The 14,304-nt window shown below is 69.3% G+C and carries 12 protein-coding genes; 6 read left to right on the top strand and 6 right to left on the bottom strand.

What is annotated here, in order from left to right:
- Positions 1 to 252: 252 nt before the first annotated feature.
- The 3 genes from rpsD to FE633_RS26995 form a co-directional block, all read right to left on the bottom strand.
- Positions 253 to 867 carry a 30S ribosomal protein S4 gene (rpsD, locus tag FE633_RS26985; protein WP_119105234.1) on the bottom strand — a complete coding sequence of 205 codons (615 nt, stop codon included), beginning with the start codon at positions 865 to 867 and terminating at the stop codon, positions 253 to 255.
- Positions 868 to 1,221: 354 nt separating this feature from the next.
- On the bottom strand, positions 1,222 to 2,592 hold the full coding sequence (locus tag FE633_RS26990; RefSeq protein ID WP_138047793.1) for a replication-associated recombination protein A: 1,371 nt from the start codon (positions 2,590 to 2,592) through the stop codon (positions 1,222 to 1,224).
- Between the two features lie 74 nt (positions 2,593 to 2,666).
- Complete coding sequence (locus FE633_RS26995; RefSeq protein ID WP_138047794.1) at positions 2,667 to 3,305, bottom strand: vitamin K epoxide reductase family protein; 639 nt, start codon at positions 3,303 to 3,305, stop codon at positions 2,667 to 2,669.
- A gap of 137 nt (positions 3,306 to 3,442) precedes the next feature.
- Here FE633_RS26995 and FE633_RS27000 point away from each other — a divergent pair, with 137 nt between their 5' ends.
- The 4 genes from FE633_RS27000 to FE633_RS27015 are packed head-to-tail and all read left to right on the top strand — an operon-like array spanning position 3,443 to position 7,003.
- Positions 3,443 to 4,309, top strand: coding sequence for an ABC transporter ATP-binding protein (locus FE633_RS27000; protein WP_138047795.1), 867 nt, complete (start codon positions 3,443 to 3,445; stop codon positions 4,307 to 4,309).
- Positions 4,306 to 5,151 (top strand): ABC transporter permease, encoded by an 846-nt coding sequence (locus FE633_RS27005; RefSeq protein ID WP_138047796.1) that lies wholly within the window; start codon positions 4,306 to 4,308, stop codon positions 5,149 to 5,151. The genes FE633_RS27000 and FE633_RS27005 overlap by 4 nt, the downstream gene beginning before the upstream one ends.
- Entirely contained in the window at positions 5,148 to 6,383 is a 1,236-nt protein-coding gene (locus tag FE633_RS27010; protein ID WP_138047797.1) for a sensor histidine kinase, read from the top strand. The genes FE633_RS27005 and FE633_RS27010 overlap by 4 nt, the downstream gene beginning before the upstream one ends.
- On the top strand, positions 6,380 to 7,003 hold the full coding sequence (locus tag FE633_RS27015) for a response regulator (RefSeq protein ID WP_138047798.1): 624 nt from the start codon (positions 6,380 to 6,382) through the stop codon (positions 7,001 to 7,003). The genes FE633_RS27010 and FE633_RS27015 overlap by 4 nt, the downstream gene beginning before the upstream one ends.
- A gap of 179 nt (positions 7,004 to 7,182) precedes the next feature.
- Here FE633_RS27015 and hisS read toward each other — a convergent pair whose 3' ends face one another.
- Both hisS and FE633_RS27025 read right to left on the bottom strand, forming a co-directional pair.
- Complete coding sequence (gene hisS / locus FE633_RS27020) at positions 7,183 to 8,445, bottom strand: histidine--tRNA ligase (RefSeq protein WP_138047799.1); 1,263 nt, start codon at positions 8,443 to 8,445, stop codon at positions 7,183 to 7,185.
- Positions 8,446 to 8,455: 10 nt separating this feature from the next.
- Complete coding sequence (locus tag FE633_RS27025; protein ID WP_138047800.1) at positions 8,456 to 9,178, bottom strand: MBL fold metallo-hydrolase; 723 nt, start codon at positions 9,176 to 9,178, stop codon at positions 8,456 to 8,458.
- A 168-nt stretch (positions 9,179 to 9,346) separates the two neighbouring features.
- Between FE633_RS27025 and FE633_RS27030 the strand changes: the two genes are divergently transcribed.
- A complete protein-coding gene (locus FE633_RS27030) occupies positions 9,347 to 10,195 on the top strand; it encodes a peptidylprolyl isomerase (protein ID WP_138047801.1) in 849 nt (282 codons plus the stop codon).
- A 134-nt stretch (positions 10,196 to 10,329) separates the two neighbouring features.
- A complete protein-coding gene (locus FE633_RS27035) occupies positions 10,330 to 11,559 on the top strand; it encodes a DUF349 domain-containing protein (protein WP_138047802.1) in 1,230 nt (409 codons plus the stop codon).
- A 109-nt stretch (positions 11,560 to 11,668) separates the two neighbouring features.
- On the opposite strand, the gene FE633_RS27040 is transcribed toward FE633_RS27035, so the two are convergent.
- Positions 11,669 to 14,245, bottom strand: a complete 2,577-nt coding sequence (locus FE633_RS27040; RefSeq protein WP_138047803.1) for a RelA/SpoT family protein — start codon at positions 14,243 to 14,245, stop codon at positions 11,669 to 11,671.
- Between the last annotated feature and the right edge of the window lie 59 nt (positions 14,246 to 14,304).

Raw genomic sequence — 14,304 nt, forward strand, 5'->3', positions numbered from 1 at the left:
TGGTTTTCGTGCCTGAACTTCGTGCCTGAACATCGAAAAAGTCGTCCCCCGAGCCTATCGCGCCGGGGGTGCGGCTCCGTACCGCATTACCGCCTCCCCATTGCCTCCCCGTCAGGCCCCCGGAGCGGAGTGCCCTTGCGGTCCGCCGGGCCGGGTTTCCGGGGGGACGCGAAAGCCCGCCGCCTCGCCCGCCCGGAGGGCGGGGAGAGCGGCGGGCTGTTGCGCGGTGGTGCTACGTCCGCCGGAAGGTGATCAGCGGGCGTAGTACTCGACGACGAGCTGCTCGTCGCAGATCACCGGGATCTCCTTGCGGTTCGGCTCGCGGTCCAGGCGGAAGGCCAGGGCGCGGAGGTTCACCTGGAGGTAGCGCGGGGTCTCGCCGTCGGGGGCGAAGCCACCCTCGCGCGACACCTGGAACAGCGGCTTCTCGCGGCTGCGCTCGCGGACCATCACGACGTCGTCGGGCTTGACGCGGAAGGACGGCTTGTCGACCTTGTGGCCGTTGACCTCGATGTGGCCGTGGACGACCATCTGGCGGGCCTGGTAGATCGTGCGAGCGATGCCCGAACGCAGGACCAGCGCGTCGAGACGACGCTCGAGCTCGATGACCAGGGCCTCACCGGTCTTGCCCTGCGTCTTGGCGGCACGCTCGTAGGCGCGGACGAGCTGGCGCTCGGACACGTCGTACTGCGCGCGCAGGCGCTGCTTCTCCAGCAGACGGACCTTGTAGTCCGAGTTCTGCTTGCGGCCACGGCCGTGCTCACCCGGCGGGTAGGGACGGGCCTCGAAGTACTTGACGGCCTTCGGGGTCAGCGCGATGCCGAGGGCACGCGACTTCTTGACCTTGGGGCGGGACTGGTTCGGCATGAACCAAACACCTCGTGTTTCTGATGTGAATACGGCTTCACCAGGGTTAGGGGAGGTCGCATCCGCAGCCTGGGAAACCCACTTCGTCCGCCTGCGGAAGTCCGCATGGACGGGGCGGGCAGCCGCTCCCTGGTCTGGGCACATACGTGCAGCACGCGAGTGGCCCACCGACCGCTTCCGGAGACCGGATGGTGGTGGGCTGCCCGCGACACCGTTCGACGGTGCGCGACGCTCCTGGATCCTCCTGCCGTGCGGCGAGGGGGTTCCGGCTGGATGTCCCGTTCTGGTGGTGCCGACCGGGGCCGGACACGGGACGCAGCGCTTGCAGTCATCTTACAGGGTGGTCAGGGGTGGTCAGGAGCGCCCCCGACCGAGGTGCTTCCTGGTCCACTCCACCGCGTCCGCGTAGCGCGCCTCGGCACCGTGCCGGGTGGGTGTGTAGTACTCGCGGTCCTTGAGCGCGTCCGGGGCGTACTGCTGGGCGGCGATCCCCTCGGGCAGGTCGTGCGGGTACACGTACCCCTGCGCGTGACCGAGCTTGGCCGCGCCCTTGTAGTGCCCGTCGCGCAGGTGGGGCGGCACGGGGCCCGCGTGGCCCTTTCGTACGTCCTCCATGGCGGCGCCGATCGCGGTCGTCGCGGCGTTGGACTTGGGTGCGAGAGCGAGGGCGATGGTGGCGTGGCTGAGGGTGAGCGCGGCCTCGGGGAAGCCGATCATCGCGACCGCCTGGGCGGCGGCGACGGCTATGGGCAGGGCGTTCGGGTCGGCGAGGCCGATGTCCTCGCTGGCGGAGATCATCAGGCGGCGGGCGATGAAGCGGGGGTCCTCGCCGGCCTCGATCATCCGGGCCAGGTAGTGCAGCGCGGCGTCCACGTCCGAGCCGCGGATGGACTTGATCAGCGCGCTCGCCACGTCGTAGTGCTGGTCGCCGTCGCGGTCGTACTTCACGGCGGCGCGGTCGACGGTCTCCTCCAGGGTCTGGAGGGTCACGTCCGTCTCTCCCTTGTCGAGCGCGGAGCCGGCCGCGGCCTCCAGGGCGGTCAGGGCACGGCGGGCGTCACCGCCGGCGATCCGCAGCAGGTGCTCCTCGGTGTCCTCGGGGAGGGCGACGGCTCCCTTGAGGCCACGCTCGTCGGCCAGCGCGCGCTTGAGGAGGCCGCGCACGTCGTCGTCGGTGAGCGGTTCGAGGGTGAGGAGCAGGGAGCGGGAGAGGAGGGGCGAGATCACCGAGAAGTACGGGTTCTCGGTGGTCGCGGCGATCAGCGTCACCCAGCGGTTCTCGACGGCCGGGAGCAGGGAGTCCTGCTGGGCCTTGCTGAAGCGGTGGATCTCGTCCAGGAAGAGGACGGTCTCCTTGCCGAAGCCTCCGGTGGCGCGGCGGGCACCGTCGATGACGGCACGGACTTCCTTGACGCCCGCGGTGATCGCGGAGAGCTCCACGAAGCGCTTGTTGGTGGCCTTGGAGACGACGTAGGCGAGCGTGGTCTTGCCGGTGCCGGGCGGGCCCCAGAGGATCACGGAGGACGGGCCGGCCGGACTCTGCCCGCCGCCTGTCCGGTCACCTTCACCGACGAGCCGGCGCAGGGGCGAACCGGGCTTCAGCAGGTGCTGCTGGCCCACGACTTCGTCCAGGGTGCGCGGGCGCATCCGTACGGCCAGGGGGCTGCTGGACGGGTCCTTCTCCTGGCGTTCTTCTGCTGCGGCGGTGAACAGGTCGGGCTCCACGGGGAAAACCCTACCGGGGGTGTGGGGTGCCCCAAGAAAGTGCAGTACGCCACTGACAACGCTCCGCGGAGCGGTCAGCTGGTCCAGAAGTCCCACCAGCGGGTCAGGATCAGCATGCCGATGATCCCGATGTGCAGCACGGGCAGCACCCAGGCGAACTCGCCGAAGAAGCCCTTCACCCAGCCCGGCGCGGGCAGGAACCCGTGACGGACGTTGAACGAGGTCACGGCCCAGAACATGACGATCGTCGCGACCCAGGCGAGGCAGCACCACAGGCAGAGCGAGTTGATGTTGTACAGCGACTGGTACATGAGCCAGGTGCAGAAGCCCACTCCGAAGAGGGTGCCCGCGTTGAAGGTCAGCCAGTACCAGCGCGGGAAGGTCGCCCGGCCGAGCAGGCTCACACCGACGCCGATCACGATGGCGTACGTGACGAGACCCAGCATCGGGTTGGGGAATCCGAAGGCCGAGGCCTGGTCGCTCTTCATGATGTTGCCGCAGGACACCACCGGGTTCAGGCTGCAGCCCGGCGTGAAGTCCGGGTCCTCCAGCAGCTTGAACTTGTCGATCGTGATGACCCAGGCGGCCAGCAGCCCGGCCGCGCCCGTGATCACCAGCAGGAGGGCGAACGCCCGACTGCCGCCCACCGTCCGCGGGGCATCGGCACTTGCCTGGTCGATGGTCACGCCTTCCCTGACTGTCGTCTTGCTCATCACGCCGTTTCCGTAGCTTGAGAGGGCCAGCGGGCCCGATCATTGTGCCGCACGCGCGCGCGTATCCACCGTTCGATGGACATAAGGACGTACGCATGGTCGTCCCGGAACGTTCGCTTCGGCGGGACGCTTCCGACATGACAGCACACGCGAAGGACCTCGCGGTGAACGTACGCGGGCTGCGCAAGCAGTACGGGGACGTGACCGCCGTTGACGGCATAGATCTCGGTATCCGGCAGGGCGAGGTCTTCGGCCTGCTCGGACCGAACGGCGCGGGCAAGACGACCACGGTGGAGATCCTCCAGGGCAACCGGTCCCGGGACGCGGGCGAGGTCTCCGTGCTCGGCGCGGACCCGGAGACGGCCACGCGCGCGTGGCGCTCGCGAGTCGGCATCGTCTGGCAGGACGAATCCGCGCCCGCCGAGTTGACGGTGCAGGAGACTGTGCGGCATTTCTCCCGATATTACCGAAGGCCGCGTGACCCGGAGGAGGTCATCGGTCTGGTCGGCCTCCAGGAGAAGGCGGGCAGCCGGATCAAGGCGCTCTCGGGCGGCCAGCGAAGGCGGCTGGACGTGGCCCTCGGGGTGATCGGCGGACCGGAACTGCTGCTGCTGGACGAGCCGACGACCGGCTTCGACCCGGCGGCCCGGCGGCAGTTCTGGGACCTGATCCGCAAGCTGGCGGACGAGGGCACGACCATCCTGCTGACCACGCACTACCTGGAGGAGGCCGAGGCGCTCGCGCACCGGCTGGCGGTCGTCGCCCACGGACACGTGGTCGCCGAGGGCGAACCGGCGGCGCTGCGCGAACGCCACGGCAGCGAGTCCACCGTCGAGTGGACGGAACCCGACGGCACCCCGCGCAGCGAGCACACGAAGACGCCCACGCGCACGGTCGCCGAGCTGACGCACCGGTTCGACGGGGAGATCCCGGGGCTGCGCGTGAGCCGCCCCACCTTGGAGGACGTCTATCTGCGGCTGACCGGACAGGAGAACGCACGATGACCACGACGACCGTACGCACCCGCGGCGAGCGCACCGGCGAACGGCTCCCCGGCGCCTGGGGACTCGGACTCCAGCGCGGCGCCATCGAGATCAAGCAGTTCTTCCGCCAGCGCGACCAGGTGATGTTCACCTTCGCCTTCCCGGTCGTCTTCCTCTTCCTCTTCGCGTCGATCTTCAGCGACGACGTGGAGGGCGCGGGCATCACCGCCTCGCAGCTCTACGTCCCCGCGATGATGGCCGCAGGCCTCATGTCGACCAGCTTCCAGTCCCTCGGCATCTCCATCGCCATCGAGCGGGACGAGAAGGTGCTGCGCCGGCTGCGCGGGACGCCGATGCCGCCGGCCGCGTACTTCCTCGGCAAGATCTGGCTCGTTCTGGTCACCGGATTCCTGGAGACGGCGATCCTGCTAGCCGTCGGCACGACGCTGTACGACGTGGATCTGCCCTCGGACACCGGGAAGTGGTTCGACCTCGGCTGGATCTTCGTGCTCGGTCTCACGGCGTGCGCCCTGCTCGGCATCGCGATCAGCTCGGTCCCGAAGTCCGCCAAGAGCGCGACATCCGTGGTCGTCCTCCCGTTCCTGGTCCTCCAGTTCATCTCCGGCGTGTACATCCCCGTGGACTCCATTCCGGACTGGATGCTCACCATCAGCGCGTTGTTCCCGCTGAAGTGGATGTGCCAGGGGCTTCGCGGAGTCTTCCTGCCGGAGTCGTCGCGTGTCCTGGAGCAGGCGGGCGAGTGGGAGTTCGGGCGCGTGGCCCTGGTCCTCGCCGCCTGGTGCGTCGCAGGATTGCTCCTGTGTCTCATGACCTTCCGGTGGAAGAACCGGCGCGAGGGATGAACGTCCCGCTCGGGGCCCGCACGTCGAACATCTGGGAGGGCTCGTTCCGGATATGGGACTGGTACTTCTCCATCGTGTGGGTGGCCACCCTGGTGTGCGCGCTCGGCGCCGACTTCCCGGGGTGGCCCGTCCGTGTCGTCGCCGCCGGGCTGCTCTTCCCCCTGATCCCCTGGTACTTGCTGGTCGGGCGCCCCCTGCTGATGAGCGAGGAGCCCGACGAACACCGGGCGCTCGGCTACATCGCGGGGGCGATGGCCCTGTTCCTGCCCGCGGCCGTCCTCGTCGGCGAGAGCCGCATGCTGACGTTCGCGCTCGTTCCGCAGTGCTTCGAGGCGCTGCGCATGCGCTGGGCGATGATCGCGGTGACCGTCATCAACCTCGTCCCGGTGGTGGGCTGGGCGCTGCTGCGGTGGCCCAGCGGCCAAGTGGCCCTGTCCAACTTCCTCTTCGCCGTGGTCACCCTCGTCTTCTCGATCGCCGTCGGCACCTGGGTCATCCGGATCATCGAACAGAGCAAGGAGCGGGGCCAGTTGATAGCCGAGCTGGAGGCCAGCCGCCACGAGATCTCACGCCTCTCGGCCGCGCACGGCGCGCTCGCCGAGCGGGAGCGGCTCTCCCGGGAGATCCACGACACGCTGGCGCAGGGCTTCACCAGCCTGCTGATGCTGACGCAGGCGGTGGAGGCCGAGCTCGATCAGCGCGATGTGGCGAAGGCCCGCCGCCATCTGAACCTGATGGACGAGACGGCACGGCAGAACCTCGCCGAGGCGCGCGCCCTGGTCACCGGGGGCGCGCCCGCCGATCTCGACGGCGCCTCGCTGCCCGACGCGCTGCGCCGGCTCGCCGCGCGCCACGACGCCGGCCTGGACGTCATCGGCCCCGTACGGGCGCTGCCCGCCGGTCCGGAAGTGGTCGCCCTGCGCTCCTGCCAGGAAGCGCTGACCAACGCCCGTAAGCACGCCGGGAGTTCGGCCACGGTCAGTATCGCGCTCGCCTACACCGACGACATGCTCACCGTGTCCGTACGGGACGACGGCCACGGCTTCGATCCGGCCGCGCCCTGCGACGGCTACGGTCTGGCGGGACTGCGTGCCCGGGCCGCCGAGGTGGGCGGGACGGCCCTGGTGCGCAGCGCGCCCGGCGGCGGCACGACGGTCACCGTACGGCTGCCCGTACCACCCGAGCTCTCACCGGAGCTGTCGCCGGAGCCAGGGAAAAGGAGCGCCCCGTGATCCGTATCCTCCTCGCCGACGACCATCCCGTCGTACGCGAAGGCCTGCGCGCCATGCTCAGCGCCGAGCCCGACCTCGATGTCGTCGCCGACGCGTCCAGTGGACCGCAGGCGGAGGCGCTCGCCGCCGAACTCCGGCCCGACATCGTGCTGATGGATCTGCGGATGCCGGGTGGCGACGGCGTCGACGCGATCGTGCGGATGACCGCGGCGGGGCTGGAGTGCCGGGTCATCGTGCTCACCACGTACGAGACGGACCGGGACATCCTGCGCGCCGTGGAGGCGGGGGCGGCGGGGTATCTGCTCAAGGATCTCCCGCGCGGTGAACTCGCCGACGCCGTGCGGGCCGCCGCGCGGGGCGAGACCGTACTCGCGCCCTCCGTGGCCGCGCGCCTCGTCGACCAGCTCCGTACGAAGCCGGAGCGGCCACGGTTGTCCTCGCGGGAGACCGCTGTGCTGCGGCTGGTGGCCGAGGGGTGCACCAACGCGGAGATCGGGCGGCGGTTGTTCATCGGCGAGTCCACGGTGAAGACCCATCTGCTCCGGGTCTTCGGGAAGTTGGGGGTCGACGACCGAACGGCGGCGGTGACCAGCGCGATGCGGTTCGGTCTGCTGGACTGAGGGGATTCGCCCCCGCCGCCCTGGGGCTCCCGCCCCAGACCCCGCTCCTCAACCGCCGGAGGGGCTGAATTCAGCCCGTCCGGCGTTTGAGGACGAGGCCGCAAGGCCGATACGGGGTCTGGGGCGGAGCCCCAGAAGGATGGGACGGGTAGGGGCGGCGGGGGCGAGGAAACCCGGCCTCAGCCCACCCTCGCCTCCAGTTCCGCCACGATCTCGTTCACGCGGACGGCCACCTGCTCCCCGGACTCCATGTCCTTGAGCTGGACAACCCCCTCGGAGAGGTCACGCTCGCCCGCGACGATCGCATACCGCGCCCCACTCCGGTTGGCGCTCTTCATCGCGCCCTTGAGTCCCTTCCCGCCGAACGAGAAGTCCGCCGCGACCCCGACCTTGCGCAGCTCGGTAACGACCCCGAAGAGCACCCGCCGGGCCTCCTCACCGAGCGGCACCGCGAACACGCTGGTGGACGCGGGCAGTTGGAGCTCGACGCCCTCCGCCTCCAGGGCGAGCACCGTACGGTCGACGCCCAACGCCCAGCCGACGGACGGCAGGGCGGGACCGCCGATCATCTCGGAGAGACCGTCGTAGCGTCCGCCACCGCCCACCGCGGACTGCGAACCGAGCCCGTCGTGGACGAACTCGAAGGTGGTCCGCGTGTAGTAGTCCAGCCCGCGCACGAGCTTCGGATCGTCCTCGAAGGAGACCCCCGCGGCCGTGATCAGCTCACGCACCTCCTCGTGGTACGCCTTGCACGCGTCGCACAGATAGTCACGCAGCAGCGGCGCCCCCACGAGCTGCTTCTGCACGTCGTCGCGCTTGTCGTCGAGTACCCGAAGAGGGTTGATCTCGGCGCGGCGCAGCGTGTCCTCGTCCAGTTCGAGCCCGCGCAGGAAGTCCTGCAGCGCGGCCCGGTACACCGGACGGCACTCCTTGTCGCCCAGCGAGTTGAGCAGGATGCGGAAGTCGCGCAGGCCCAGCGAGCGGTACGCCCGGTCCGCCAGGATGATCAACTCGGCATCCAGGGCGGGGTCCTCGGCGCCGATCGCTTCCGCACCGACCTGCGAGAAGTGGCGGTAGCGACCCTTCTGGGGGCGCTCGTAGCGGTAGTACGAGCCCGAGTACCACAGCTTGACGGGGAGGTTGCCCGCCTTGTGGAGGTTGGCCTCCAGCGCCGCGCGCAGGACGGACGCGGTGCCTTCGGGGCGCAGCGCCAGCTTGTCGCCGCCCTTGGTCTCGAAGGCGTACATCTCCTTGGTCACGATGTCGGTGGACTCACCGACCCCGCGTGCGAACAGTTCGACGCTCTCGAACCCGGGCGTCTCGATGTAGCCGTAGCCGGAGTTCCGCAGCGGCGCGGCGATCGCCTCGCGCACGGCGAGGTACTTCGCGCTGTCCGGCGGAATCAGGTCGTACGTGCCCTTGGGGGCCTTGAAGGTGCTCACGGAAGTCTCGTCACATTCCTCGTCGCGGAGCGGAGCTCTCGTCCGCGCCGTGTCCTTGGCGGACTGCCGCCACCTGCCGCAGATACGGGTTGGTGGCGCGCTCCTGGCCGATGGTGGTCTGCTGAAGGTGGCCGGGCAGGACCACGGTCGAGTCGTCGAGCGGCAGGCATACGCGAGCCAGCGACGCGAGCATCTCGTCCATGTCACCGCCGGGCAGGTCGGTGCGTCCGATGGAGCCGGGGAAGAGCAGATCCCCGGAGAAGAACACAGACGGGATGTCCGCGCTCTCGGGCATCTGGAAGGTCACCGACCCCTTGGTATGGCCGGGCGCGTGCGCGACGGACAGCTCCAGGCCCGCGAGCTGCAGCTTCGCGCCGTCGGTCAGCTCCTTGACGTCATCCGGCTCCCCCACCGTCAGCTCACCGATCAGCGGCATTCCGATGGAACGGCCGAGCGCCTTCTCGGGGTCGCTCATCATGTACCGGTCCTCGGGGTGGATCCACGCCGGCACGTCGTGCGCTCCGCACACGGGGACGACGGACGCCACATGGTCGAGGTGGCCGTGGGTGAGGATGACCGCGACGGGCTTGAGCCGATGCTTCTTGAGCGCTTCCTCGACGCCCGGGGCGGCCCGATGGCCCGGGTCGATGATCACGCACTCCTCACCCGCGGCGGGGGCGACCAGATAACAGTTGGTCTCCCAGGCGCCGGCGGGGAACCCGGCAATGAGCACGATCGTCCTTCGCTATGTCGTACGGGGGCGGGTGACTGTGGACCAGAGCCTACCGGCGCTGCCGGAACCACAGCGAACCCATATACGGTACGGGGCAACACGCAGGCGGTCTGCTCACAGGCCCCACGCGTCCCACTCGACGTACGAGACGCATGAGGAGAGAACCCGGTGGTCAGCCAGGAGCAGCGGAAGCGGCAGCTCGCACGGGAGAAGTTCCTGCGGCAGCAGCAGCGGCGTACGGCCGCGCGACGCAAGACACGTATGCGCAACGCGGTGGTCGCGTCGGTCCTCGGAGTGGTCATCGTCGGCAGCATGGTGTCGTACGCGACCGGTGTCTTCAAGAACGACGACGACCAGGCCAAGGCGAGCTCGGAGGCGACCCCCAGCGCCCAGCCGACCAGCAAGGCGCCGGACCCCTGTGAGAAGCCCGCGGCGGGCAAGGTGAAGTCGCTCAGCTACAAGAAGGAGCCGGCGATCACCATCGACAAGTCGGCGGACTACACCATGAAGCTGCAGACCACCTGCGGCACGATGGACATCGACATGCCGGCCTCGAAGGCCCCGCACACGGTGAACTCGTTCAACTTCCTGGTGGGCAAGGGCTATCTGGACCACACCAAGTGCCACCGGCTCACCACCCAGGGCATCTACGTGCTCCAGTGCGGCGACCCGAAGGGCAACGGCACGGGCGGACCGGGCTACACCATTCCGGACGAGAACCTGAAGGACACGCGCCTGAAGGGGAACGTGTATCCGGCGGGCACGGTGGCCATGGCCAACCAGTACAACGCTCAGACGAAGCAGGGGCGCAACAGTGGTGGCAGCCAGTTCTTCCTCGTCTACCAGGACAGTCAGCTGCCGCCCGACTACACACCGTTCGGAACGATCTCGAAGGACGGCATGAAGGTCCTGAAGAAGATCGCGACCGCCGGCGCCGAGCCCGCCGACCCCACGACGGGTAACACCGCACCGAACGCGACCGTTGTGATCAACAAGGCGACCGTGACGAAGTCCTGACCGCCAACAGCGGATTTCGGTCGCGCGGGATGCGGACAGCCGCCCCGCCGGTCGCCTATGTTGGCCGTGACGAAACTGTGGACGATGCCCGGGGGTACAGCAGCCCCACGCAGGCATCATGTGGAGGAGGCGCTGTGAGCAGCGACCCGTGGGGCCGCGTCGACGAGACGGGGACCGTGTACGTGCGTACGGCCGACGGCGAGCAGGTCGTCGGTTCCTGGCAGGCCGGATCTCCCGACGAGGCACTGGCCTACTTCGAGCGCAAGTACGAGGGCCTGGTCGTGGAGATCGGCCTCCTCGAACGACGAGTGAAGACCACCGACCTGTCGGCGAAGGACGCCCAGGCAGCCATCGACCACATCCGGGAGCAGGTCGACGCGCACCACGCGGTGGGTGACCTCGACGCGCTCCGGACCCGGCTGGACAAGCTCGTGGAGACCGTCGAGGCACGCCGTGAGGAGCGCAAGGCCCAGCGGGCGAAACAGTCCGACGAGGCCCGGCACGCCAAGGAGGACCTGGTCGCCGAGGCGGAGCAGCTGGCGCAGTCCGACCAGTGGCGGGCGGCCGGTGAGCGGCTGCGTGCCCTGGTGGACACATGGAAGGGTCTGCCCCGGCTGGACCGCAAGTCGGACGACGAGCTGTGGCATCGCTTCTCGCATGCCCGCTCAGCGTTCTCCAAGCGCCGCAAGGCGCACTTCGCCGCGCTGGACGCGCAGCGCGAGGAGGCCCGCAAGACCAAGGAGAAGCTGGTCGGGGAGGCCGAGGCGCTGTCCGGCTCGACGGACTGGGGTCCGACGGCGGCGCGCTACCGCGAGCTGATGGCTGAGTGGAAGGCCGCCGGCCGCGCCCAGCGCGAGCACGAGGACGACCTGTGGAACCGCTTCCGCGGCGCCCAGGACGTCTTCTTCGCGGCGCGCAGCTCGGTCTTCGCCGAGCGGGACGCGGAGCAGGCCGAGAATCTCAAGCTCAAGGAGGAGCTGGCCCAGGAGGCCGAGAAGATCCTCCCGGTGACGGACCTGAAGGCGGCGCGTGCGGCCTTCCGCTCCATCAACGAGCGCTGGGAGGCCATCGGGCACGTACCGCGCGACGCCCGCCCGAAGGTCGAGGGCCGGATGCACGCGGTCGAGCGGGCCATCCAGGAGTCCGAGGAGGCCGAGTGGCGCCGGACGAACCCGGAGGCACGGGCTCGTGCCGAGGGTCTGACCGGTCAGCTGCAGGCCGCCGTGGACAAGTTGCAGGCGCAGATCGAGGCGGCTCGTTCGGCCGGCAACACGTCCAAGGCCGACAAGCTCCAGAAGGAGCTCGATGGACGCCAGGCGCTGCTGGACCAGGCGCTGAAGGGTCTGCAGGAGTTCGGCGGCTGAGTTTTTTCCGCGTCTACGTACGCGCGTCTACGTAGAAGGGGCTTCCGTACTGAATGTACGGAAGCCCCTTGTGCGTAACTGGCTCAGATGGTGCCTGCGCGGTGGTCGGTCACGGCCTGCGCGCCGATGTCACCCGGTACACGTCGTACACGCCCTCCACTCCCCTGACCGCCTTCAGGACGTGCCCCAGGTGCTTGGGGTCACCCATTTCGAAGGTGAAGCGGGAGGTGGCGACGCGGTCGCGGGAGGTCTGGACGGCCGCGGAGAGGATGTTGACGTGCTGGTCGGACAGGACGCGCGTGACGTCCGACAGGAGGCGCGAGCGGTCCAGGGCCTCGACCTGGATGGCGACCAGGAAGACCGAGGACTGGGTCGGCGCCCACTCGACGTCGAGGATGCGCTCCGGCTCGCGGGACAGGGAATCGACGTTGACGCAGTCGGTGCGGTGAACCGATACGCCACTGCCGCGCGTGACGAAACCCATGATGGGGTCGCCGGGGACCGGCGTACAACAGCGGGCCAGCTTGACCCACACGTCGTCGACGCCCTTGACCACGACGCCCGGGTCGGCGTTGGAGCGGCGTTTGCGGCCGCGTCCGCGCGCGGGCGGGACGCTCTCGTCGATCTCCTCGGTGGCGGCCTCCTCGCCGCCGAGCGCCTGGACGAGCTTCTGCACGACGTTCTGCGCGGACACGTGGCCCTCGCCGATCGCCGCGTACAACGCGGAGATGTCCGGGTAGCGCATCTCGTGGGCGAGCGTGACCAGCGAGTCGCCGGTGAGGATGCGCTGAATCGGGAGGTTCTGCTTACGCATCGCGCGGACGATGGCGTCCTTGCCGTGCTCGATCGCCTCGTCGCGGCGCTCCTTGGAGAACCAGGCGCGGATCTTGTTGCGGGCCCGTGGTGACTTGACGAAGCCCAGCCAGTCGCGGGAGGGGCCCGCGCCGGCCGCCTTGGAGGTGAAGACCTCCACCAAGTCGCCGTTGTCCAGGGTCGATTCGAGCGGGACGAGCCGTCCGTTGACCCGTGCTCCTATGGTCCGGTGACCCACCTCGGTGTGCACGGCGTAGGCGAAGTCCACCGGTGTCGCCCCCGCGGGGAGCGCTATGACGTCGCCCTTGGGGGTGAAGACGAAGACCTCGTTGCGGGACAGGTCGAAGCGCAGGGACTCCAGGAACTCGCTGGGGTCCTCGGTCTCCTTCTGCCAGTCCAGCAACTGGCGCAGCCACGCCATGTCGTTGACGGCGTCCTTGTCCTTGCCCACGCCCCGAGGCGCGTCCGTCCGCACCTTGGAGGCACCGGCCACGGCCTCCTGCTTGTACTTCCAGTGCGCGGCGATGCCGTACTCGGCTCGGCGGTGCATGTCGAACGTGCGGATCTGGAGTTCGACGGGCTTGCCGTTGGGCCCGATGACCGTCGTGTGCAGCGACTGGTACATGTTGAACTTGGGCATCGCGATGTAGTCCTTGAACCGGCCGGGGACCGGGTTCCATCGCGCGTGCACGGTGCCGAGGGCGGCGTAGCAGTCCCTGACCGTGTCGACCAGGACACGGATGCCCACCAGGTCGTAGATCTCCGCGAAGTCACGGCCGCGGACGATCATCTTCTGGTAGACGCTGTAGTAGTGCTTGGGGCGGCCGGTGACGGTCGCCTTGATGCGGGCGGCGCGCAGGTCGGCCTGGACCTCGTCGGTCACTATGGCGAGGTACTCGTCGCGCTTGGGCGCGCGCTCGGCGACCAGGCGGACGATCTCGTCGTACATCTTGGGGTAGAGGATCGCGAAGGCGAGGTCCTCCAGCTCCCACTTGATGGTGTTCATGCCCAGGCGGTGGGCCAGCGGCGCGTAGATCTCCAGCGTCTCGCGCGCCTTCTTCTCCTGCTTCTCGCGCTTGAGGTAGCGCATGGTGCGCATGTTGTGCAGGCGGTCGGCGAGCTTGATGACCAGGACGCGGGGGTCCTTGGCCATGGCGACGACCATCTTGCGTACGGTCTCGGCCTGGGCCGCCTCGCCGAACTTGACCTTGTCCAGCTTGGTGACGCCGTCGACAAGGAGGGCCACCTGGTCACCGAAGTCGCGGCGGAGCTGCTCCAGGCCGTACTCGGTGTCCTCGACCGTGTCGTGCAGCAGGCCCGCCATGAGGGTGGCCGGGTCCATGCCGAGCTCGGCGAGGATCGTGGTGACGGCGAGCGGGTGCGTGATGTACGGGTCGCCGCTCTTGCGTTTCTGGCCGCGGTGCCAGCGCTCGGCGACCTGGTAGGCGCGCTCGACCTGGCGGAGCGTCGACGTCTCGGTCTTCGGGTCGTTGCTGCGCACTATCCGCAGCAACGGCTCCAGGACCGGGTTGTACGGATTGGAGCGCTGGACGCCGAGACGGGCGAGACGGGCGCGTACGCGGTTGGAGGAGCCGCCGGAGCGAGCGGGCTGGCCGGCCGCCGGGCGGACCGCGGGGGTGGTCGCGGGCGCGGGCTTGGACGTGGGGTTCGGCGTGGGCGCGGTCCTGGGCCGCTCGGGCTCGGGAGGAGCGGGCTTGGGACGCGACTGCTCTGCCGCCTTGTCGCCGGGCGCGGACTGGGCGTGCTCCACTGGCCCGCGCGCGTCGTTCTTCGCGTTGCTCGCGGGCGTGGCCGCGGGGCCCGAAAGCTTGTCGGGCTTGGCGGCGATGAGTGGCTGGGCCTCGTCTGGCAAGAGGGCTCCTCGTGCGCGATCCGGGTCCCCCGGTCAGGCTCCGGAGACCCCATGGTAGC

The sequence above is a fragment of the Streptomyces montanus genome (genome assembly GCF_005786655.1).
Taxonomy (GTDB): Bacteria; Actinomycetota; Actinomycetes; order Streptomycetales; family Streptomycetaceae; genus Streptomyces; species Streptomyces sporangiiformans.